General features: G+C 65.0%; 17 protein-coding genes and 1 pseudogene. 9 read left to right on the forward strand and 9 right to left on the reverse strand.

The window, feature by feature from the left end; genetic code table 11:
- Window positions 1-37 precede the first annotated feature (37 nt).
- The gene (locus AUCHE_RS08915) at window positions 38-1,447 is read left to right on the forward strand and encodes a GntP family permease (RefSeq protein ID WP_006502966.1); all 1,410 of its coding nucleotides are present in this window, start codon (window positions 38-40) and stop codon (window positions 1,445-1,447) included.
- Between the two features lie 129 nt (window positions 1,448-1,576).
- Window positions 1,577-2,200 carry a TetR/AcrR family transcriptional regulator gene (locus tag AUCHE_RS08920; protein ID WP_162137237.1) on the forward strand — a complete coding sequence of 208 codons (624 nt, stop codon included), beginning with the start codon at window positions 1,577-1,579 and terminating at the stop codon, window positions 2,198-2,200.
- Window positions 2,201-2,266: 66 nt separating this feature from the next.
- Here the strand turns inward: AUCHE_RS08920 and AUCHE_RS08925 are convergent, their stop codons facing one another.
- The 8 genes from AUCHE_RS08925 to AUCHE_RS16610 form a co-directional block, all read right to left on the reverse strand.
- Window positions 2,267-3,472: a thiolase family protein gene (locus AUCHE_RS08925; protein WP_245706787.1), complete on the reverse strand. Its 1,206-nt coding sequence runs from the start codon at window positions 3,470-3,472 to the stop codon at window positions 2,267-2,269.
- Entirely contained in the window at window positions 3,453-4,214 is a 762-nt protein-coding gene (locus AUCHE_RS08930) for a 3-hydroxybutyrate dehydrogenase (protein WP_006502969.1), read from the reverse strand. The genes AUCHE_RS08925 and AUCHE_RS08930 overlap by 20 nt, the downstream gene beginning before the upstream one ends.
- 193 nt (window positions 4,215-4,407) lie before the next feature.
- On the reverse strand, window positions 4,408-5,574 hold the full coding sequence (locus AUCHE_RS08935) for a PucR family transcriptional regulator (RefSeq protein ID WP_006502970.1): 1,167 nt from the start codon (window positions 5,572-5,574) through the stop codon (window positions 4,408-4,410).
- Window positions 5,575-5,898: 324 nt separating this feature from the next.
- Window positions 5,899-6,306 (reverse strand): IS30 family transposase, encoded by a 408-nt coding sequence (locus AUCHE_RS08940; protein WP_456061836.1) that lies wholly within the window; start codon window positions 6,304-6,306, stop codon window positions 5,899-5,901.
- 264 nt (window positions 6,307-6,570) lie between these two features.
- On the reverse strand, window positions 6,571-7,791 hold the full coding sequence (locus tag AUCHE_RS08945; RefSeq protein WP_006502972.1) for an FtsX-like permease family protein: 1,221 nt from the start codon (window positions 7,789-7,791) through the stop codon (window positions 6,571-6,573).
- On the reverse strand, window positions 7,788-8,486 hold the full coding sequence (locus tag AUCHE_RS08950; protein ID WP_006502973.1) for an ABC transporter ATP-binding protein: 699 nt from the start codon (window positions 8,484-8,486) through the stop codon (window positions 7,788-7,790). The genes AUCHE_RS08945 and AUCHE_RS08950 overlap by 4 nt, the downstream gene beginning before the upstream one ends.
- Complete coding sequence (locus AUCHE_RS08955) at window positions 8,483-9,637, reverse strand: efflux RND transporter periplasmic adaptor subunit (protein WP_006502974.1); 1,155 nt, start codon at window positions 9,635-9,637, stop codon at window positions 8,483-8,485. Before AUCHE_RS08955 ends, AUCHE_RS08950 begins: the two co-directional genes overlap by 4 nt.
- The gene (locus AUCHE_RS16610) at window positions 9,634-10,233 is read right to left on the reverse strand and encodes a hypothetical protein (protein ID WP_143114807.1); all 600 of its coding nucleotides are present in this window, start codon (window positions 10,231-10,233) and stop codon (window positions 9,634-9,636) included. The genes AUCHE_RS08955 and AUCHE_RS16610 overlap by 4 nt, the downstream gene beginning before the upstream one ends.
- An 825-nt stretch (window positions 10,234-11,058) precedes the next feature.
- Here AUCHE_RS16610 and AUCHE_RS16215 point away from each other — a divergent pair.
- The 5 genes and pseudogenes from AUCHE_RS16215 to AUCHE_RS08980 all read left to right on the forward strand — a co-directional run bounded on the left by AUCHE_RS16215 (window position 11,059) and on the right by AUCHE_RS08980 (window position 16,487).
- A pseudogene (locus AUCHE_RS16215) lies at window positions 11,059-12,142 on the forward strand (IS30 family transposase).
- Between the two features lie 349 nt (window positions 12,143-12,491).
- Window positions 12,492-13,340, forward strand: coding sequence for a MetQ/NlpA family ABC transporter substrate-binding protein (locus AUCHE_RS08965; protein ID WP_006502977.1), 849 nt, complete (start codon window positions 12,492-12,494; stop codon window positions 13,338-13,340).
- A gap of 3 nt (window positions 13,341-13,343) precedes the next feature.
- A complete protein-coding gene (locus tag AUCHE_RS08970; protein WP_006502978.1) occupies window positions 13,344-14,324 on the forward strand; it encodes a methionine ABC transporter ATP-binding protein in 981 nt (326 codons plus the stop codon).
- Window positions 14,321-14,992: a methionine ABC transporter permease gene (locus AUCHE_RS08975; protein ID WP_006502979.1), complete on the forward strand. Its 672-nt coding sequence runs from the start codon at window positions 14,321-14,323 to the stop codon at window positions 14,990-14,992. Before AUCHE_RS08970 ends, AUCHE_RS08975 begins: the two co-directional genes overlap by 4 nt.
- Before the next feature lie 142 nt (window positions 14,993-15,134).
- On the forward strand, window positions 15,135-16,487 hold the full coding sequence (locus tag AUCHE_RS08980; protein WP_006502980.1) for a pyroglutamyl-peptidase I: 1,353 nt from the start codon (window positions 15,135-15,137) through the stop codon (window positions 16,485-16,487).
- A 53-nt stretch (window positions 16,488-16,540) separates the two neighbouring features.
- Here the strand turns inward: AUCHE_RS08980 and AUCHE_RS08985 are convergent, their stop codons facing one another.
- On the reverse strand, window positions 16,541-17,950 hold the full coding sequence (locus tag AUCHE_RS08985) for an amidase family protein (RefSeq protein WP_006502981.1): 1,410 nt from the start codon (window positions 17,948-17,950) through the stop codon (window positions 16,541-16,543).
- 148 nt (window positions 17,951-18,098) lie between these two features.
- On the opposite strand from AUCHE_RS08985, the gene AUCHE_RS08990 reads away from it, so the two are divergent.
- Together AUCHE_RS08990 and AUCHE_RS08995 are read left to right on the forward strand one after the other, a co-directional pair.
- Complete coding sequence (locus tag AUCHE_RS08990; RefSeq protein ID WP_006502982.1) at window positions 18,099-19,364, forward strand: aminotransferase class I/II-fold pyridoxal phosphate-dependent enzyme; 1,266 nt, start codon at window positions 18,099-18,101, stop codon at window positions 19,362-19,364.
- Window positions 19,365-19,594: 230 nt separating this feature from the next.
- Window positions 19,595-22,063 carry a sodium-translocating pyrophosphatase gene (locus tag AUCHE_RS08995; RefSeq protein WP_245706788.1) on the forward strand — a complete coding sequence of 823 codons (2,469 nt, stop codon included), beginning with the start codon at window positions 19,595-19,597 and terminating at the stop codon, window positions 22,061-22,063.
- Window positions 22,064-22,195 lie beyond the last annotated feature (132 nt).

The following is a 22,195-nucleotide window of genomic DNA, read 5'->3' on the forward strand; positions in this document are numbered from 1 at the left end:
CAGCTGATCTGTTGCCCCGAAACAGAAGAGAGCTTCAGTGGACTTCTATGCCCTCGCGGTGGTACTCGCCGCCTTGGCCTTCCTCATGTATATGGCCTACAAAGGCCACAGCGTCATCCTGTTCGCACCGATCGCCGCCATGGGTGCGGTTCTGCTGACGACCCCGCAGGACGTTGCACCGGTCTTCACCGGGCTGTTCATGGACAAAGCCGTCGGGTTCATCAAGAACTACTTCATGGTCTTCCTGCTGGGCGCCTTGTTCGGCAAGGTGATCGAGATGTCGGGCTTCGCCCGGTCGATCGTGAAGACCGTGATCGGTTTCGTCGGCGCCAAACGTGCGATGCTCGCCATCGTCCTGGTGTGCTCGCTGCTGACCTACGGCGGTGTCTCGCTGTTCGTCGTGGTGTTCGCGGTCTACCCGTTCGCGGCCGAGATGTTCCGTCAGGCGGACATCCCCAAGCGACTGATTCCGGCGACGATCGCCCTGGGCGCCTTCACGTTCACCATGGACGCCCTGCCCGGCACGCCGCAGATCCAGAACATCATCCCGACGACCTTCTTCAAGACCACCGCCTACGCCGCGCCGATCCTCGGCATCATCGGCGCACTCTTCGTCCTGACGACGGGTATGGCCTACCTGGAGTGGCGCCGCCGCGCCGCCGCGGCCAAGGGCGAAGGCTACGGCGAAGGTCACATCAACGAGCCGACCGTCTACGCCGAGGGCGAGAAGATGCCGCACCCGCTGCTGGCGCTGCTTCCGCTGGTCCTCGTCGGTGTCCTCAACGCCGTGTTCACCCGCATCCTCCCGGGGATCCTGGGGGAGAAGACGGTCATCGCGGGCACGGTGGTCGGCAAACCGCACGAGGTGATCGTCGTCACCAAGGACAACCTCGGTATCTGGGCGGTGGAGGGTGCACTCATCGCCGGCATCCTGTGTGTGCTGATCTTCGCGTGGAAGCCGGTCAAGGAGCACTTCACCGCAGGTTCCAAGGAAGCGGTGGCCGGTGCCCTGCTGGCATCGCTGAACACCGCGTCGGAATACGGTTTCGGTGGCGTGATCGCCTCCCTGCCCGGATTCGCCGTGGTGGCCAAGGGCCTGTCGGTGATCCCGAACCCGCTCATCAACGAGGCGGTGACGGTGAATCTGCTGGCCGGGGTGACCGGTAGCGCCTCCGGCGGTATGTCGATCGCACTCGGCGCGATGTCGGAGCAGTTCATCAGCGGGGCGATGGCCTCGGGTATCCCGATGGAAGTGCTGCACCGGGTGGCCTCGATGGCTTCGGGTGGTATGGACACGCTTCCGCACAACGGTGCGGTCATCACTTTGCTCATGGTGACCGGGCTGACCCACAAGTCCTCCTACAAGGACATCTTCGCGATGACCCTGCTCAAGACGTTGGCAGTGTTCGTCATCATCGCCGTGTACTACATCACGGGAATCTACTGAGCCGTCGCGGAAGAGTGGCGCCGTTCCAGGATGGCGCCACTCTTCGTTCGTCGGAAGAGAATGTCTTCGGCGTGACAGGTGAAGGGATAGCCTTGCGAAAAAGACGGATGAGAATTGCGGGGGACAAAGGTGGTTAAAGGCGACAATACGACGGCTGTAGGGCGCCCCCGCGATCCTGACGTCGAATGCCGCGCCTTGGAGACAGCGCTGGAGATCTTCAGCCGTAAAGGATGGTTCGGTTTCACGATCGGCGCGGTGGCCCAGCGCGCCAAGGTCGGTAAATCAGCCATCTATTTGCGTTGGGGGAGTCGTGAACAGCTCCTTCTGGACGCTTTCCGTGAGATCCGCCCGTTCGAGGAGACCTCTCCAGATGTCTGTTCTGTGCGCGAGGCGGTCGCTGCGCATCTCGTGCAACGGGTGACCGTCTACTTCACCCCCGTCGGTTTGGCGTTGATGCGCCTGCAGGTCGAGTACGAGGCCGATCCCGAACAATTCGACGCTTCCTGGCGGACTGTCATCGGGGCGAGCCTGGAGACGACACGGGCCCTGCTGACCTCCGCGTCGGAGAAGGGCGAACTGGTGGCGGGCGCTCCCACATCGGCGATCGCGGAAGCGCTCGACGGCGTCTGTCTCGCCCGTGCTGTCGCTACGCCGGTCAGCGAACGGTCTTCTGTCTTGAGCGAACTCGACGGCTGGGCGCAGAGCGTCATCGCGCATTTCGTGGAACCCTGGCTGGCTGTTGAACCTGCTTGAGATGACGGGCCGGTGGGGTGAGGGGGAGGCGCCGCGGCGCCTCCCCCTCACCCCACCGCTATCCCTTCAGAGACCGCGCCACAGACCGGCCACACCGGTGCCGGTGTCCAAGGGCATGGTGGCCAGGCCGAGTTGACCGGAGTCGAGGTTGGCGATGGTCCGTGCCGTCAGGATCGCGCCGGTGGCGCCGACAGGGTGGCCCCAGGCGATGGCGCCGCCCAGCGGGTTGACCGTCTGGTCTTCCAGTCGGGACTCCCGGATCGTCGCGAGGGCTGATGCCGCGAACGACTCGTGGAGTTCGACCCACCGGAGGTCTTGCGGGCGAATCCTGTTGCGGCCCAGGACGGCGTCGATCGCCGGGGAGGACAGCCAAGGCATCCGGTCCGGGTCGTGCGAAATCCGTACGAAGTCGACCAGTTCGGCCAGCGGATCCAGCCGGCGTCGTCGTGCGACCGAGGCACGCATCAGCACCAGTGCGCTACCGGCGTCGTTCACCCCACAGGCATTGCCTGCGGTGACGGTTCCGTCGGTGGTGTACATCGGCGCGAGGCAGGAGAGCGTTTCCACTGTCACATCGGCCCGAGGATGCTCGTCGGTGTCGATCAGGAGATCTCCCTGGCCGTCGAAGGGCAGCAGCAGGGGGACGATCTCCTTCTCGACCGCGCCGTCGTCCAGGGCTTCCTGCGCGCGGCGTTGTGACTCGACGGCATAGACGTCCTGATCCCGCCGCGACAGGCGGTAGCGTCCGGCGATTCTCTCGGCGGACAGACCCATCGCGGTGCTCTGGAAGGCCTGGTCGAGAACCGGTGGAAGATGCCCGGTCCGAGAGATCCGACCCGGTGAGGCCTGGTCGCGCAGGGCCTCCCGGGTCATGTTCTCGACGCCTCCAGTCACGACGATGTCGACGCCGCCCCCGAGGAGTTCGTGGGCGGCGATCATCACCGCGTGCATGGAGGCGCCGCACTGGCGACTCACGTCGATGGCGGTCGAGGACGGCAACCCGCCGGCCTCGGCGGCGACCAGGCGCGACATGCACCGGTCGGATGCCGAGGAGCCGACGGTTCCGATGATCCATTCGTCGGCGTCGACCGGGGACAGCCCAGCCCGTTCGAGGGCGGCCTCGGCCGCGACCGCGCCGAGGCTCTCTGCCGGAACACCGGCAAAGGATTCACCGAACTCGCACACAGGGGTGCGTGCGTAGCCGACGACCACGATCGGGTCGCGGTCTGCGTCCATCGTCGTGGGCACCGGATCAGTAAGCGGACCAGGCACCGTCGATCGGGTAAGAGGTTCCCGACATGGACGCCGAAGCCGGACCGGTCAGGAAGGCGACCAGTTCGCCGACCTCTTCGGGTTCGATCAGACGCTTGACGTGGACGCGATCGAGCATGATCTTCGCGACGACCTCGTCCTCGCTCATGCCGTGGGCCTTGGCCTGCTCGGCGATCTGCTTCTCGACCAGCGCGGTACGCACATAGGCGGGGTTGATGGTGACGCTGGTGACGCCGCGGGGGCCTCCTTCGAGGGCGACGACCTTCGAGAGCCCCTCGAGTCCGTGCTTGGCAGTCACATAGGCGGACTTGAACTCGCTCGCGCGCAGCCCGTGGGCGCTGGAGACGTTGATGACACGGCCCCAGCCCTTCTCGTACATGTGGGGCAGGGACTGGCGGATCAGGTACCAGGGGGCGTGCAGCATGACACGCATGATGAGCTCGAACCGCTCGACCGGGAATTCCTCGATGGGGCTGACGGTCTGGATTCCTGCGTTGTTGACCAGGATGTCGATGTCGGTGGGGAGCTGCTGGATCTCCTCGAGCTTGGACAGGTCGCAGCGGACTCCCTCGATGTTGGGAACCTCTGCGGCCAGGGCGTCGAGGCCCTCCTGGTTCATGTCCACCGCGAGCACGTGGGCTCCGGTTGCCGCAAGGCTGACGGCGGCTGCGCGTCCGATCCCGGATGCGGCCCCGGTCACCATGGCTCGGCGTCCGTCGTGGCAGTGGGGGTAGATGCTCATCGGTGGTCCTCTCGCGTTGACGACGGGGCTGCTCCGGCCCGTCTTGGCAGGGCTGTCTCCGGCACGCAGGATGTGGCCGTGACGGTCCCCGCCCCACTGTGCGGCCATGAGGCTCCAGATGCCAGGTCCATGGCGACAACACCTGGACGTCCTCCTTGTACGGAAGAACAAAAGCAGGCGGGAGCTGCCGGGGTCAGCGGGAATCGATGATCGGCGCGGAGGCGGTGCCTCTCAATTCCAGGGCCCAGATCAGCTCGACCAGGGTCTGGGGGTCGGACAGGTCGGCGCCGGTCGATTCCTCGAATCGGTTGAGCCGATAGCGTGCCGTGTTGATGTGGACGTGCAGGGCTTCAGCTGTATTCCGGATGCTCAGCCCGTTCGCCAGATGGGCGCGGACCGCGGCCAGCATCTCCTCGCCGTAGGCGCCCTGGGCCAGGACCGGAGCGAGATAGCGGTCGGTGTAGAGCTGGGTGATCTCGGGATGTTCGCTGGCGGCCATACGCCAACCCAGCTCGGCGACGCCTTGGACGCCGCGGCGTCCGATCTGCTGGGCCACCCTGAGTGCGACGACGGCTACTGCGTCGGAGGTGTCGAGCTCGTCCAGGGGGACGAAAGGTCCGATGCCGACCGGGATGTCACCCGAGGTCGGTGTCTGGGCGACCATGCCGAGACACCACCCGTTGTCGATCGCCACAAATGCACGGGATCTGCTTGTGCTGCCTGATGTTTCGAGGCGGCGGCGCAGCTGTTCGGCATCGGCTCCGGGCGCGACCGAGGCGCGGACCGCGGCGTAGGGGGCGTCCGGGTCGAGGCAGTAGTGGGCGATGTCGACGACTCGGGCGCGTCCGGCGAGCAACGAGCGGGCCGCGCTGGCCCGCTGTTGGGAGTCGCGGAGCGCTGCATTCAGCTTGAGGGCGTGGTAAGTGGTGACGACGCGTGAGGAGAAGGCGTCCCCCACGTCCCAGAGGATCTGCATCCCCTGGACGGTGCGTTCGGGGCGGACGCCGTGGTCGGTGCACATCCGGATGAACCGTTCGAGGATCGCCGCATTGCAGATGCGGTAGGCCCGGACGATGTCCTCGACGGGCACGTGTGCGTGAAAACGTTCGGTAGCGGTCTGAGCTGCCCCGGCCAGGGTGGCCGGGGTGGGTGGGCGTCCTGTCCGGAGGGCGGCCAGGGCGATCTCGAGATCTCGCTGGATGGAGGCGTCCAGGGGGTCGCGGCCGACCGAGGCATAGGTGCGCAGCTCGCTCCAGATGTCGCGGCACACTTGGTCGCGCAGGGGGTCGAGTTCGGCGGCCAGGGCATCCAGCACGTCCGAGAAGGTGGACTCGGAGGTGGCGCCGGAGTCGGAGGTCACAAGGGGAGTTTAGGTCGGATCGACGGCCGCGCAGGAATTGTTCTCCGATCTTTGGCCCCGGTGACCTCCTGGTATCTGCTGTCGGCTCGAGGATCTTTGGTGGGCAACGGATCTGGGTCGGGGCGTGGAGGCGAGCCGGAATACCCAATGGCTTCCCACAGGGTTCTATAACCAAAAGTTTTGACATATTCGGTTGAATGCTAAAATTATTGCCCGGTATAGCCGACCAATCCGGCAGACCACACCCCCGAATCGAAGGAACGCCACGCTGAGTCGGCACGCCCCTGACCGTCGTCGCCGATGCCGAACCGCACAGCACCCTGCTCAAACAGAAGTGTTGAGTAGTTGGCGGGTGAAGACTTCGCGTGGGGTGTAGTACCCCAGAGTGGCTCGGGGTCGGTCATTGAGCTCGTCAGCGATGGCGTCGAGGTAGGGCTGGTGCTGCGGGATCGTGGTGCCCTTGGTCAGGTACTCACGGATCAGCCCGTTGGTGTTCGCGCTGGAAGGCCGCTCCCACGGGGAATGGGGGAGCGCGAAGTACACCGGGACATCGGTGGCCACGGTCAGGGCCGCGTGGCGGGCCATCTCGCTTTCCTGGTCCCAGGTCAGCGAACCGAACACATGCCGGCCGAAGCCGTTGACGGTATCGATGAGCACGTCCGCGAGCGGGTCGGCTTTTGTCGAGTTCCGGTGTCGCTCTCGCCACACCACCGTGTGATCCCGGTCGATCAACATCCCGATCTATCGATCATCAAGCCCCTGCGCGATCCCCACAGCGATCTGCGCCCGATCCACAAATGTTCAACATCCTGCGCACCACCCACCACCACCAGCACCGTTGTTACGACGCTATGACACCGCCTCCTGATTTTGTTGGATTTCACGTCAAAATAGATTGTGTCAATATCTGCGTTGGCTGTTCAGTAGAAATGGCCATATAGCCGTGGCGCCTGGTGTAGCCCCGACTAGAAATCGGGGAAGGAGAAAACCCCAGGATCAGTCGCGCCGTTCCAGGACATCGAGTGGGTCGCCTCGTACGGCCTTGAATGCAGGTCCGACACCTGCCACCAGGAGGACCCCGGCGCAGCCTGCTGCCAGATAGCCCAGGTCGGAAGGTCGGTAGAGAGTGATCTGGGTGCTCAACGTCGACCGCGACCATTCCTCCACGAAAGGTTGCCACACAGAAACGGCGCCTGCCGTGATCAGCCCGGCACCACATAGGACGACGACGACATCCAGGACGACGAGGAGACCGATGTCCGTCCCCCGCGCTCCGTACGCCCTGGCCATGCCGAACAGCCACCGACGGTCGCGCACGATGATGCTCTCCGCCACCAGCACTCCGACCGCGCCCAGACACAACACCGCCGCACCCAAGACCCGGTACACCAGTTCGACTCCGGCGCCAGCACGGCGCAGACCGGCGTGATCGGGTGGCTGCTGCACGACACAGATGTCATCGGACAGACCATCCATGACCCGGGCCAGGTCGGTAGCCTCACGGCAGGCACGCGCCACATCCTCTTTCGGGGAAACCCCCGGAGCGTCCGACCAAGCCAGCACCCGCCATGACGCCGACCGGTGCGACTCAGCCGACACCCCGGTTCGGGCCAACGGCAGATAAGCAGGAGAGATGACGACCGCATCCGGCTGCAGGAAAGCCAACGCTGCCGGAGCCGGTTGGAAAGCCTCTGCAGGAACGGACACTCCATCGACACAACCGCCGACGGAGACGCCTTCCGCGGAACTCACCGCCATGGACGAACCTTCCGCGCCCGTCAACGACACCCCGGCCGTAGCTGAGGCAGCACGGGTAGCCACGACACCAACATAGGTGCGCTTCGACGGGCCGCGCCCGTCTCCGGGGGAGCGCTGATCGCCGCTCTGCCCGGTGCAGGAGACGCGAAGGTCCGGCAGCGGCTCCACCACCAGATGATGCAGACCTGCCTCCCGGCTCAATGCCTCGGCCAGAGCCGAGGCTGTCTCGCTGCGGGACAGTGAAGGGATCCGAGGTACGTCGATATACATCAGACCCGGCGGGCCGTTCACCTCCCGGACCGCACTGCGCAGATCGGAGGAGGAAGCATCCGCCAGGGCCGAGGTCACGAGGAAAAGAACTAGAGCCAGGGCCAACATCGTCATCATCGTGACCGTCCGCCCGATGCTGCGGCGAGCCAGAGCTAACGCCAACATGGTCACCCGCCAGAGCCGACTCACCGGAGACCTCCTGCCGCCACGGTCAGCCGTCCGCGGGACAGATGAAGCATACGGTCGGCCATCGCCGCAACAGCGGCATCATGACTGACCACGATCACGGTCGTGCCGATCTCCTTCAACGCGTAAAGATCTGCGGCGACCGCGTTACCTGTCTCCTCGTCCAGATTTCCGGTGGGCTCGTCGGCAACGAGAACCCGAGGCTGCGATGCCATGGCGCGGGCGATCGCCACACGTTGACGTTGTCCACCTGACATGGCGCTCACCGGGCGGTGCAACAACTCGGCGACGCCCAACCGATCGAAGACCTCCACTGCTTGGGCACGGGCAGCCCGTCGACTCAGACGGGGATTGAAGTGCCACGGGAGCAGGACATTCTGCAGAGCAGTGGCGGCAGGATCGAGATGGAAGGACTGGAAGACCATCCCGATGGTGGCTGCCCTGATCCTGGTGCGGGCCCGTTCACCGGTAGGAACGGCCACCCCATTCACGAACACCTGCCCGGTGGTGGGGGTGCGCATCAACGCGAGCACGGAGACAAGAGTCGATTTGCCCGCACCGGAACGTCCGACGATCGCAGTGGTGCTGCCCCCTGCCTCGAAGGAGCAGCTGATGTCGTCGAGGGCCGATACCGGGCCATGACGAGTGGGGTAGACGACGCCTGCGTTTCTGATCTCCAGATCAGGGGGGCGGCTCATGGCGTGGCGCCGACAATCTTGTCGCCAGGCGCCACACCGGACAAGACCGTCCTGCGCACTCCGTCCCCAGGCCCGACGACGACGGGAACCTCCTGGGTACCGCCGTCCCCGGTGAGTGTCGTCACGATGAGATCTTTCCCGGTCTCGTCGGTACGGATGTAGATCTCGGGGACGACGGGGTGTGCCTGTCCAGAGGCGTGACTGATCTTCAGCGTGGCCTTCAGATTAGGCATCGTTCCGGAGAACTCGGGGAGCACGCACAACGCCCGTGGTTCAGTGGTGGACGAACCGGGCGGAGCTAGGACGAGTGCTTGACAGTCTGCGGTGCGCTTTCCCAGGGTGCTGGGAAAGGTCGCTTTGCCGGTGATCTCGGCGTGGCTGAAACGGATCGCTTGAGTGGCGGTGAGTGGCGCGGAGAGCACCGTCAGCCAGCCACGGATCAGAAGTTTGGTGGGGGTAAAGGTGAAAGCGCCACCGACAGCTGCGAAAGCAGGTCCTGTCGACTTGCTGATTTGGGCGAGCTGGGATTTCGCCACGGTGCCGGCTTTCTTGCTGCTGATCGCCTTCGCCAGGGAGAACCTGCCCAGTTCGGTGTTTGCGGCGACCGGGACGGAGGGGATCTGCGTGGTGGAGGGAGCCTCCGTGCGGCTCGGTGGAACGGCCCGTCCCTGATCCGACGGTGGCGCCCCCGGTTTTCCTGAGGGGTTCTTGGATGGTGCGGTCGGCGTGGGGGAGGGGGGCGGATCCCCCGCAGGGAAGGCCACCGTCCGCACCCGGGAAGCGCCTCGGGGGGCTGTCGGGGCCGCGACGTCCGGGGTGTTCTTCTCGTCGCCGGGGCAGGGGATGACAGCTCCGCCGGAGTCGTCACAGGCTCGAGCCTTGGTGAATCTCGGTGCCGGAGTGAACTCGATGCCCTCGGGAAGGGGAATGACCAGCTCGTCGAGCTTGGCGGTGTTCGCCTCTAACGTCGCGGAGAAGGACAGGGCCGTCGGCGCGGTCACCTCGTAGGTGGTGGTGGCGGTCGTGGCGGCTGCGGATTGAGGGGCGCTGGTCGTCGGGGGAGTGGGTGGTGGTCCTCCGCAGGCCACTGTTCCCAGGAGGACCACTGCGGCCAAGGGGATGACAACACGGCAGCGACCGCTGTATGTCATCGGGCTTCCTGGGAGGTGGTTTCCATGAGCGCCTTTTCGATGGTCTTCCCTTGATGGTCCTTAGGGTTGACCGGTATCTCTTTTCCGCATTTGAGTTGGCCGATCATGCTTTCTTTGAAACCCTCGATGTCATGTGAATTGGCCATCTCTATGCGCTTGTTGTTTTCGTCATCAATGGTTATGAAACCTTGGGTTTTTCTTTTTTGAGGAACAGGCAGTTTCTCCAGTTTCCCTGGCCTTCCAGTCGCGCGCCAGGTCATATATGTTTGGTATGCGGATCGACAGGCGATGATGTCATAGGCCCGCGCCTGTGTCATTTGTTCAGCAATGGTCTCATCTTGAGTATTTTTGTACTGGTCAGATATCCCTGGGGTGGAGATTGTTTCATCGATAACTTCGATCGGGAGTCCTGAAAATATTGGATGCTCCCTGGTGAGTTGTCGTTCTGTGGTTTCAGCGCATCCGGTCAAGGAAGAGCAGATTAATATCAGTGTTGCTGATGCTGTCGCGTATTTCTTTTTATCCGATCCCATTTTAGCTACCCAGTCCTGGCGAATTATATTTCGCCTGGTGGCGAGAGAGTTGCTCGTCGCCACCAGGCTGACGGTCAGTCAGATGTCAAGGTCATAGGTTCCGGTGAACTTATTTTTGCCTGCCCCATGCCATCCTTTGCAATTTGCAACATTATCTCTAATTCCTTGAAGGATATATGTTGCGTTGCGAACTCCGGTCCACTGTCTTCTGTCTACATTAAATGTAGTGATCTCATCGGTGGTTCTCACGGAGGATATGGACTTCAGTCTGGCAACCTTGGTTGGATACGGGTCGCTAGTGTGTTGGGTAAGTCTTATTGTCCCACCTGAGGTGAATTGATGCATATCAGACCAGACTCCATAATCGCAAGAAACCCTGATTTTTAGCTTTATTGTCTCGCCGCCGGGCTATACGCTTGCGGGGGATGTTGAAAGGAGAAGGCAACAGCTGATTGCGCAAGATGTTACTGCTGTTCCACGAAGAAGTTTTCGCATTTTATGACTCCTGTTGTTGGGGGAAATTTCCCCGAGAAGTTTTTCTCGTAGAATACATCGCGATGAGCCTTTCCCGTGGAAGGTGGAGGGTTGTGTGGGTCACATGTGGTGACTAGATTGCATCAGAAGACAGAAATTAATCACATTTATAATGTAAGTAAGTTACTGCATTAAAGAAGCTTGCTTTGGGTAAGGATAAATTTAGGTTCTGATGTTGGCCGATCTGGGAGGCTGATGGCCTAATTCTTTTGGGCGAAAGTCTGTAAATTTATGTTTTTCATGAGAGTTGGTCCTGGATTTTGGGTCAGCTTTATGAGTGGCGATTGCGTTGTGATTCTCGGCGGCTTGGCGGATTCAACTGGTCGTCGCGACACCTCGATCCGGAGGTGTGTGATGGTTCGACGACAGCAAGCACTCGATCGGGCGATCCGGCCGAAGCTGTGGTCGCCGGGGTGCCTGAAGTTCCCGCGCCAGGTCGAGGTCGCGTTCTGGGAAAAGATCGCGAAAGGGCTGCTCGCCGAAGAAGCCGCGGGGGCTGTCGGTGTCGCGCAGGCAGTCGGAGCGCGCTGCTGCGAGCGGAGGGGAAGGACGTTTGTGAGATCGCGCGAGAGATCGGCCGGGATCCGGGGACGATCTCTCGCGAGTTGCGCCGTAACGCCGCAGTGCGCCATGGCGGCAGCGGGTATCGGGCGTCGGGCGCTCAGAGGAAGGCAGCTGCGGCCGCGAAGCGCTTGAAAAACGCGAAGCTGGTCGCGAACCTTCGGCTTCATGCCTATGTCGAGGAGCGACTTGCGGGGCGCATCACTCGCGTCGACGAGATCCGGATCGAAGGTCCCGAACCTCCGCGGTTCACCGGGCGGAACAATCCTCCTCGCAAGGACAGGGCGTGGTTGTGGGCCTGGAGTAAGGGCCCGCCGAGGCCGAAGACCGCGCCGTCCCCGGACGCTGGGAAGGCGACTTACTGATCGGATGGAATGCTCCGCGGTCGGAACGGTCGTCGAACGTAAGACGCGCTACACGCTGCTCGTGTACCTGCCGCGGGAGGAGGGCTGCCGACACAAGGGGACACCGAAGAACGGGCCCGCGTTGGCTGGCTATGGCGCGATCACGATGAAGAACGGCCCTCGCGAGCACGATGTCGACGCTGCCAACCCAGCTGGCGCGGTCGCTGACCTGGGGCCGCGGGAAGGAGATGTCCGCGCACGCCCAGTTCCGCGTCGAGACGGGTATGCCGGTGTTCTTCGCCGACTCCCAATAACCCTGGCAGCGACGAACGAACGAAAACACCAACGGACTTCTCCGGTAGTACTTCCCGAAGGGCAAGGACCTCTTCCGCTGGTCCGCCGAGGACATCGAGGGGGTCGCTCACGCGCTGAACACCTGGCCACGGAAAATGCTCGGCTGGAAGACCCCCGCCGAAGCATTCAACGAGCAACTGTTGTTGTTCCAACAAGCCGGTGTTGCAGCGACCGGTTAAGCCCGGTCTTTTTCCCTGGTTGCTACTTTGCCAATAACGGCTGGGGTTCGCTGAGTCGGTTGATTCTGGGGGCCTCGGTGGGGTGCTGGCGTGGTTGATGGCATAGCGCAGCCTAGGACTTGTGGGTTCGGAGGTGGGGGTGAGGTTGGGCTGGGGTTCGGCCGACTGGGGTGACTTGGGGGCCTTTGGTGCGTAAGGGGATTGGGGGTGCGATGTGCCTTGGGGTTGGTGATGCGGGTTGAGCAGCAGGTTTTCATAACTAAAAGTTTGGCTTCATTCAGTTGAATGCTAAAATTTCACTCGGTATAGCCGAGCAACCGGCGGACCGCCCACCTACCGAAGGACCGCCATGCTGAGCCGACGCGCCGCCATCTCCCTGACTGCCCTCGCCGCACTGAGCATGTCCGCCTGCGGAGCATTCCAGAGCAACAACGGCGCCTCCGACCCCGGCGCGCCCCTGACCGTCGTCGCCGACGCCGAACCGCACAGCACCCTGCTCAAACAGATCCAGAAGGACGGCCTGCTCGGCGACGTGAAACTCCAGATCCGAGAGATCTCCGGCGGCGTCGACCCCAACCAGCTGGTGGCCTCCGGTGACGTCGACGTCAACTTCTTCCAACACACCCCGTACCTGAAGAACTGGAACGCCGAACACAAGTCAGACCTGATCGACGCCGGCGCCGTGCACATCGAACCGCTCGGCCTCTACAGCAAGAAGATCAACAAGGTCGACGACATCCCCCAGAACGCGAACATCGCGCTCCCCGCCGACGCCACCAACCAGGCCCGCGCGCTCTTCCTGCTCGCCGACGCCGGCCTGTTCACCATGGACGTCAAAGCCACCGACCCGAACGTCGACTACGCCAAGATCACCGAGAAGAACATCACCGCCAACCCCAAGCAGGTCACCTTCACCAAGATCGACCGCCCCCAGCTCTTCGCCTCCCTCAGCGACCCGAAGATCACCCTCTCCGTGGTCAACGGCAACTACGCCCTGGAAGGCGGGCTCAACCCCGGCAAGGACGCACTCGTCCTCGAAAAAGCAGCCGACAACCCCTACGTCAACATCCTGGCCACCCGCCCCGCCCTGCAGAAAGACCCCCGGGTCGTCAAACTCGCCCAAGCCCTGCGCGACCCCAAGACCAAGACCTTCATCCAGGACACCTACAAAGGCTCCGTCCTGCCCGCACAAGGCTGAACGATGATCACCCTCGACCACGTCACCAAGATCTACTCCGACCGAGGCACCGCCGTCACCGCCGTCGACGACATCTCCCTCACCATCCAACCCGGCCAGATCTTCGGCATCCTCGGACGCAGCGGCGCCGGCAAGACCACCCTCCTCCGCTGCCTGAACCTGCTCGAACGACCCACCTCCGGCAGCATCACCGTCGACGGGCTCGACCTCACCTCCACGAACAACCGCGACCTACGCGCCGCCCGACAACGCATCGGCACCGTCTTCCAACACTTCAACCTGATGTCCAACCGCACCGCCGCACAGAACATCGCCTTCCCCCTCGAAGTCACCGGGACCGACAAGAACGACCGCGCCGACCGCGTCGCAGAACTGCTCGACCTGGTCGGACTCGCCGATCGCGGCGACAAATACCCCTCCGAACTGTCCGGCGGTCAGAAACAACGGGTCGGCATCGCCCGTGCGCTCGCCGCACGCCCCTCGGTGCTGCTCTCCGACGAAGCCACCAGCGCACTCGACCCGGCGACCACCGAACAGATCCTCGACCTGTTCAAAGCCGTCAACCAGGCCACCGGCGTCACCGTCGTCCTGATCACCCACGAAGCCGAGGTCGTCCGGCGGATCTGCGACTCGGCGGCGCTGATGGAAGCCGGACGCTTCGTGGAACAAGGCCCGCTGCTGGACCTCGTCGCCGACCCCGACTCACGACTCGCGGAGATCCTGCTACCCACCGGCGATCACGACCTGACCATCCCGGGAAGACATCTCACCCTGTCCTTCGCCGACGAACGAGCCGTCGAACCCACCCTGTCCCGGCTGTCCGCCGACCTGGGCGTCGAACTCTCCGTCCTCGGCGGGACCCTCGAACGGGTCGCCGGTCGCCAGGTGGGCCGCCTCCGGGTCACCTACCTCCCGGGCGCGGTCCCCGACGAGACCGTCACCTCCTACCTTCGTGACCGGGGAGTCACGGTGAAAGCGGCATGAAGACGACCTCGTTGACCGATGCCCTGCCCGAACTGATGATCGCGCTGGGTGAGACCGCCTGGATGTCGATCTGGGCCTTCCTGATCACCCTCGTCCTCGGCATGATCGCCGGGATCGGACTGCGACTGACCGCGCCCGACGGCATGACTCCCCGCCGGGCCTTCCACCAACTCTTCGGGGCCGTCGTGAACCTCACCCGGAGCCTGCCCTTCCTGATCCTGCTGATCGTGCTGATCCCCTTCACCCGCTTCGTGGTCGGGACGGCCTACGGCCCCACCGCTGCAATCGTCCCCCTGGCCGTGGGTGCGATCCCGTTCTACGCACGAGTCGTGGAATCCGCCGTCCGGGAAGTCGCCCAAGGGAAAATCGAAGCAGCCCAGTCGATGGGCGCCAGCACCTGGCAGATCGTCCGCAAAGTACTGATCCCCGAAGCGATGCCGGGCCTCGTCGCCGGAGCGACCCTCACCCTGGTCACCCTCATCGGCTATTCGACGATGGCCGGAGCCATCGGCGGAGGCGGCGTCGGCGACTTCGCGATCCGCTACGGCTACCAGCGGTTCAACGGCCCGGTGCTGCTCGCCTCCGTGGTCGTGCTCATCGTGATCGTGCAGGCCGTCCAGATGATCGGCGACGCGGTCGTGCGATCCATGAACCACAAACGCGGCTGAACCGGATCCGGCCGTCCATCCTGGACGAGCAGGAAAGAAAAAGCATAAAGAACGCATATCGCTTGCTGGCCGGGGTCCGACTTCTTAGAGTTCGGGAAAGTTCTGTCACAGAACAGAATCCAACTCGACGAGGAGTTCGGTCATGCCAGCGCGCGCCGCCCTGCCCATTCTGATCGCCGGAGTGGTCGGGCTCACCGGAATACACCCTTCCGCCGCCGCGCACAGCGCCGACATACGCCCGGGCCGCGCGACGTGCATCGACCAGGCCAGGACGCTCACCGCCGAGGAAAACCTCCTGGCCCGGCCCGAAGCCACCCGCTTCATCAGCGGCGGCGGCTTCGACGACCTGCTCGCCAAGTTCACCTCGGACATCTGCCGGGCACCGAACCTGGCCGACGCCACCCGGACCACCACCGCCGCATCCCAGGACCTGTGGCGTCGGGCCGTCGACCGGGCCCAAGGCCGCGCCACCACCGGAGCCCTCAGTGCAGGAGATGACCGTCCGCTCTACTGGGCCAGGCTGACGATGACCGCTCACCTGCGCAGATGGACACCACCGTATCCGCTGGGAGACACGAGCAGGGCCGGGTTGATCGCCGACGTCGACCGCATCAGTCGAGGACAGCTCGACCTGTCCTTCCCCGCCGCGCCAGGAATCAGGAAAGTCCTGATCACCGGCTTCGACCCGTTCATGCTCTCCGACGAGATACGACAGGCCAATCCCTCCGGGGCGAGCGCACTGGCCCTCGACGGGCAGACCTTCCAGACCTCCACCGGGCCGGTGCGGGTCGAAGCGGCCCTCTTCCCCGTGCGCTGGCGTGACTTCGGCGACGGCATGGTGGAAAAAGCGCTGCTCCCGCACCTGAAAGCGGACCGCAATCAGGTCGACCTGTGGATCACCACCAGCCAAGGGCGTGACGGACGCATCGACCTGGAACGACACAACGGGATCTGGCGCGGTGGCTTCCCCGACAACGAGGACGCCTGCTACCGCGGCCAGGCTCCCATCCCCGCCGGGCTACCGACTCTGACCCCCGCACCGCAATGGACGCGGTCCACTCTCCCGATTGCCCGGATGATCGCAGCACAGACCGGCCCCTTCCCGGTGTACGACAACACCGAGGTCGAAGAACTCCCCGGTCACACACCGGCCGAACCTGTCACCACGACCTGCCCTGCACCGCCCAGTACCGGTACCACCAGGCCGGACGGGCCCACCCGCGGATCGAAGGCCCGCTCCGGGGGAGGGGGGAACTACCTGTCCAACGAGATCGCCTACCGGGCGACCCTGCTCCGGGACGCATTGGGAGCCGACCTGCCCGGCGGGCACCTGCACACTCCGGTCCTGGGCGGGCTGAGCGACACCGACCGGGACGAACTGAGCAATCCCACCTTCGAGGCCAATCGGAAGATGATCAACGACCAGATCCGGGCGCTGCTCCTGGTCGCCGCCGACACGACCGCGCAACGGCCTTCCCGGAGTCCGAAGGAATGACCTGCGTTCACAACCACCCGTTGTCCACCGCGATCCGGGTCGCTTCGGCACGGTCACAGCAACAGACCACCGCCAGCGGAAGCCGTTCTCGGCCACGGCCGTAGCCGTTCCCACTGGCTGGCGATCGGGAACAACCGGGTCTCGTCACCACCGGGGGCGTAGAACTGCACCCCGACCGGAAGCCCTTCGATCGTCCCTGCGGGCAGACAGACCGCCGCATGCCCGGTGACATTCGCCAAAGTGGTGAAGGCGACGAAAGGCAACGAGCGCTGCCACGACCTGGCCGCGCCGACTGCGGACAGCTGCCCGACCCGCGGCGGAAGCGCGGCCAATGTCGGGGTGAGGAGAAGGTCGTACTCGGAGAATTCGCTACGGACCCGCTTTGCGAGGCGCCCGGCTGCCTTGATCGCGGACAGACGCACCAGCGGGCGTACCCACGAACCTGACCGGGCCACCTCACGGGTGCGGGCCTCGGCCAGGTCAGGATGCTCGACCTGACGCAGACTTGCCCGCATCCCCGCGTAGTAGAGCGTGGTGAAGCTTCGGGAACTGTCCGGCCACCGTCCGTCCAGCCGAACCATGCGGTGCCCTGCCGCGGCCAGGACGTCGACGGTCTCCGCCAGCAACCGGCAGATCCGCGGATCCACCCGGACCCCAGGCCACGGGGAGCGGGTGAACCAGCCGATACGCAGCGACCCCGGCTCCCTGGCTGCCGCCTGCCCGAAGGACTCACCGGGCTCCGGCGCCGCATAACGATCGACCCGGGTCGACCCTCGGACGGCGTCATAGACCAAGGCGCTGTCGGCAACGGTGCGGGACATCACACCGATCGTCCCCAACGGTCCCCACAGGTCCGGAGACGGTGCGGTGCTCACCCGGCCACGGACCGGTTTCAACCCGACGAGTCCGCACGCGGAGGACGGGATCCGGATCGACCCACCGCCGTCGCTACCGATCGCGACCGGGACCATCCCCGAAGCCACTGCCACCGCCGACCCGCCGCTGCTCCCACCGGGGGAGTGGGTCGTCCGCCAAGGATTGACGGTGGCACCCCAGTCGCCCTCGGTGAACGGGAAGAGGCCGAGCTCCGGCATCCTGGTGGTTGCCACGAGGACGGCCCCGGCCGTGCGCAGCCGACCGACCACCTCCGAGTCGACTTCGGACGGAGACGAACCGGTGCGGCCACCGTGAGTGGTCACCACTCCGGCGATCCGGTTCTCGGCCTTGACCGCGACCGGGACCCCGGCCAGGGCGCCTCGCACAGCGACCGGCCGGGCGTCCACGGCGTCGGCCTCGGCGCGGGCACGACCGGTGAATACCTGCTCGACGGCGTGGAGAGCCGGGTCGCGTGCCATGATCCGGGACAAGGACGCATCGGTGACCGCCCGGGCCGTGCACCGGCCCGAATGCACCGCGCGGGCGATGGACACGGCCTCCTGCGGGCAGTCCTGCGCGTCGGGCATCTCGGTGGTCCTCCTCCGGTCCGGGTAGGGCACAGTCTCGCACCGGCCGTCGCCGCGGCACCTGGACGGGGACGGCAGCTGGGGGTACGCCTCGCGGGTGACTACCGTTGGCACCGGTAAGTGCATTCGAACCCTTGGGAGGAAGACCATGTCACAGGTTGACGTAGCAGCTCTGGCTGCGGTCGCGCCGGACGCGCGCCGTCGCTACGAGGAATATGCGACGGCCGGGCTCAAACTCGACATCACCAGGGGCAAGCCCTGCACAGACCAGCTCGATCTCTCCGAGGCGCTGCTCTCCCTGCCAGGTGCGGGGGACTACTCCACCTCGGTCGAGGGCGACCTGCGCAACTACGGAGGCGTCCCGCGAGGCCTGGCCGAGCTGCGCGAGATCTTCGGCCCGCTGCTCGACATCCCCGCCGATCAGATGGTCGTGCGGGACAATGCCTCCTTGGCGCTGATGTACCAGTGCATCTCCTCCTCCTTCTTCCACGCCCTGCCTGGTGGGAACGAACCGTGGCGCTCCGGCGAGATGACCTTCCTCGCACCGTCGCCGGGCTACGACCGCCATTTCGCGGTCTGCGACGAACTCGGAGTGAAGCTGCACACCGTCGAGATGACCGATCACGGCCCGGACATGGACGAAGTCGAACGGCTCGTCGCCTCGGACCCCACGATCAAGGGCATCTGGTGCGTCCCGAAGTACAGCAACCCGACCGGCGTCACCTATTCGGAGGAGACGGTGCGTCGGCTGGCCTCGATGCCGACCGCGGCCGACGACTTCCGGATCTACTGGGACAACGCCTACGCGATCCACCACCTCGGCGACGAGCACGACACGCTGATGTCGATCCTCCGAGCCTGTGCAGACGCCGGGAACCCTGACCGGGTATTCGTTTTCGGCTCGACGTCGAAGGTGACTTTCGCCGGCTCCGGCATTTCGTTCTTCGGAGCTTCTCCGTCGAATGTCGAATGGTTCCTCGCCCGCGACGAAATGCGCGCGATCGGCCCGGACAAGATCAATCAGCTCCGGCACCTGCGTTTCTTCCGGGACGCCGACGGTGTCGTCGCTCACATGAAGAAACACCAGGAGATCCTGGCGCCGAAATTCGCGATCGTGGACGCGGCGCTCACCGAGGACCTGTCCGCATTGGGTGTGGCCACCTGGACCGAACCCCGCGGCGGGTACTTCGTCAGCCTCGACGTCCTGCCGGGGACCGCGGCCAGGGTCGTCGAACTGGCCAAGGCTGCAGGAGTGGCACTCACCCCTGCCGGGTCCACCTTCCCCGGCGGGGTCGACCCCCAGGACACCAATATCCGGATCGCGCCGAGCTTCCCGACCGTCGAGGACCTCACCGCGGCGATGAAGGTGCTGACGACCTGCGTGATCGTCGCCGCCGCCGACAAACTGTTGTGACGACACGCTGAAGAGCCCGGCCTGTCGGGTCGGTGCCCAGGAATTCTCGGTCCGACCCGACAGTGGGCTCTTTTTCTGTGCCATTCCTCTGCATGAGATCGCCGTGTGACTTTCAATGACGGCTCGGTGGGATCAGGCCGGGTATCGTGCAGAAATTCACATGATGCAGAGGGGGCATGATGTTCCAGGCGACAACGGCGTCGGCCATTTCTTTCGGGGCGGAAAGCTCGATGATCATCGGTGCCGTGGCAGTAACGGCTCTGGCGTCGTTGATGGTGGGCGCGGTCTTTCGAGAACAGGTCCTGCGCTGCGACACCGGCACGGAACGCATGGGGGAGATCGCCCGCGCCGTCCAGGAGGGGGCTTCTGCCTATCTGAACCGTCAGATGCGGACCTTGGCAGGTTTCGTCGTCCTGGTCTTCGGTCTGCTGCTCCTGCTTCCCGCCGACGACTGGTCGATCCGGGCCGGGCGCAGCATCTTCTTCATCGTCGGTGCGGGTTTCTCCGCCGCCATCGGATATCTGGGCATGACCTTGGCGGTCCAGGCCAACGTCCGGGTCGCAGCGGCGGCTCGCGACGGTGAGCAGGCTCCGGGTTTCCGGATCGCGGTGCGCACCGGCGGTGCCGTCGGAATGGCCACGGTGGGTCTGGGGCTGTTCGGCGCGGCACTGGTGGTGCTGCTCTACCGGACGCAGGCCCCTGCAGTTCTGGAGGGATTCGGCTTCGGCGCGGCCCTGCTCGCGATGTTCATGCGCGTCGGGGGAGGGATCTTCACCAAAGCCGCCGACGTCGGGGCCGACCTGGTCGGCAAGGTCGAGCAGGGTATCCCGGAGGACGATCCCCGCAATGCGGCGACCATCGCCGACAACGTGGGCGACAACGTGGGTGACTGTGCAGGCATGGCCGCCGATCTCTTCGAGAGCTACGCGGTGACCCTGGTGGCTGCGCTGATCCTCGGGCGGGCCGCCTTCGGTGAGCAGGGGCTCGTCTTTCCGCTGATGGTTCCGGCGATCGGGGCGTTGACCGCGGTCCTGGGGGTAGTGGCGACCCGTTCCCGCCCGGGGGAGAACGGGCTGACCGCCATCAATCGTGGATTCCTGGTCGCGGCCTCGGTGTCTGCGGTGACCTGCGGGACGGCTGCCTACGTCTACCTGCCGGGAAGCTTCGGCGAGTTGTCCGGGGTCTCCGCCGAGATCGCCGGGCTGGGACGGGACCCCCGGCTGTTGTCCTTCCTGGCAGTGCTGCTGGGGATCGTCCTGGCCGCGGTGATCCTGGCGATCACCGGTCATTTCACGGGGACGCAGAGCGAGCCGACCCGGAATGTCGCCCGTACCTCGGTGACCGGTCCGGCGACGGTGGTGCTCGCCGGGATCGGCGTGGGCCTGGAGTCCGCGGTGTATACCGCGGCCATCATCGGGATCGCCGTCTACGCGGCCTATCTGCTCGGCGGCGGATCGATCGTGGTCTCCCTCTTCCTGATCGCCTTGGCCGGGTGTGGGCTGCTGACCACGGTCGGTGTGATCGTGGCGATGGACACCTTCGGTCCGGTCAGCGACAACGCCCAGGGCATCGCGGAGATGTCCGGGGATGTCGACGAGGCCGGTGCCCAGGTCCTGACCGATCTCGATGCGGTGGGGAATACGACGAAGGCCATCACCAAGGGCATCGCCATCGCCACGGCGGTCCTGGCTGCGACCGCGCTCTTCGGTTCCTACAACGATGCGGTGATCACGGCATTGCGGACCGCCGGGGTCGAGACGGCCGGGACGGTGGCGGCCTATTCGGTGGTGGAACCGCCGACCCTGGTCGGTCTGATGGCCGGCGCCGCAGTGGTCTTCCTGTTCTCCGGTCTGGCGATCGACGCTGTGACCCGGGCGGCCGGGGCGATCGTCCTGGAGGTGCGTCGTCAGTTCCGGGAGCATCCGGGGATCATGGCGGGCACGGAGAAACCGGAATACGGGCGCGTCGTAGACATCTGCACCCGGGATTCATTGCGGGAGCTAGCTACTCCTGGGATGCTGGCGGCTCTGTCACCGGTGGTGATCGGTTTCTCCCTGGGCTTCGGGGCCTTGGCCGGTTTCCTGGCCGGGGCGATCGGCGCAGGAGTGCTGATGGCGGTCTTCCTGGCGAATGCGGGCGGGGCATGGGACAACGCCAAGAAGATCGTGGAGGACGGAGCACACGGCGGCAAAGGGTCGGACGCCCACGCGGCCACGGTGATCGGGGACACCGTGGGCGACCCCTTCAAGGACACCGCAGGCCCGGCGATCAACCCGCTGCTCAAGGTGATGAACCTGGTGGCGGTCCTCATCGCACCTGCCGTGGTGCAGCTGTCCACCGACCCGGACATCCACCCCTGGTGGCGTTTCGGGATCGCAGCAGCAGCGGCCTTCGTGGTGGTGCTGGCCGTCGACCGCTCGCGCTTCCGAGCGACCCACAACCTGCCGCAGGTGGAGAGCGCCGTCGACGAGATCGGACCCAATGTCCCCCCGATGCATCCGGTGCACGACCGTCCGATGCTGCAACCTCGGGTGCCTCATCTCCCGCACGGCAGACACGGACACGGTCAGCGGGGCGTCAGCACGGTCCCGGCAGGGGTGTCGTCGAAGTCACACACCGTGATCGACGGCCCGTCCGGGCCCACCGACTTCCCGGCACCGCCGCACGAACGACCGGCAGGCCCCACCGGGCCGGAATGACAGGACAGGGAGGGGTTGACTCGCTCGGCGAGCTGCCCCTCCCCGGGCCTGCCCGGACCGGGCGAATGCCTCATGAACGGACGTTGGGACGAGGGTACGGGCGGATCGGGCACGATCCCGCTACCGTGGTGA

The sequence above is a fragment of the Austwickia chelonae NBRC 105200 genome (genome assembly GCF_000298175.1).
Taxonomy (GTDB): Bacteria; Actinomycetota; Actinomycetes; order Actinomycetales; family Dermatophilaceae; genus Austwickia; species Austwickia chelonae.

What these genes read in the sequence shown, in the direction of transcription:
- AUCHE_RS08930 (WP_006502969.1), bottom strand. Translation starts at nt 4,214, where the DNA reads ATGAGCATCTACCCCCACTGCCACGACGGACGCCGAGCCATGGTGACC.
- AUCHE_RS08950 (WP_006502973.1), bottom strand. Translation starts at nt 8,486, where the DNA reads ATGAGCCGCCCCCCTGATCTGGAGATCAGAAACGCAGGCGTCGTCTAC.
- AUCHE_RS08955 (WP_006502974.1), bottom strand. Translation starts at nt 9,637, where the DNA reads ATGACATACAGCGGTCGCTGCCGTGTTGTCATCCCCTTGGCCGCAGTG.
- AUCHE_RS08965 (WP_006502977.1), top strand. Translation starts at nt 12,492, where the DNA reads ATGCTGAGCCGACGCGCCGCCATCTCCCTGACTGCCCTCGCCGCACTG.
- AUCHE_RS08970 (WP_006502978.1), top strand. Translation starts at nt 13,344, where the DNA reads ATGATCACCCTCGACCACGTCACCAAGATCTACTCCGACCGAGGCACC.
- AUCHE_RS08975 (WP_006502979.1), top strand. Translation starts at nt 14,321, where the DNA reads ATGAAGACGACCTCGTTGACCGATGCCCTGCCCGAACTGATGATCGCG.
- AUCHE_RS08980 (WP_006502980.1), top strand. Translation starts at nt 15,135, where the DNA reads ATGCCAGCGCGCGCCGCCCTGCCCATTCTGATCGCCGGAGTGGTCGGG.
- AUCHE_RS08985 (WP_006502981.1), bottom strand. Translation starts at nt 17,950, where the DNA reads ATGCCCGACGCGCAGGACTGCCCGCAGGAGGCCGTGTCCATCGCCCGC.
- AUCHE_RS08990 (WP_006502982.1), top strand. Translation starts at nt 18,099, where the DNA reads ATGTCACAGGTTGACGTAGCAGCTCTGGCTGCGGTCGCGCCGGACGCG.
- AUCHE_RS08995 (WP_245706788.1), top strand. Translation starts at nt 19,595, where the DNA reads ATGATCATCGGTGCCGTGGCAGTAACGGCTCTGGCGTCGTTGATGGTG.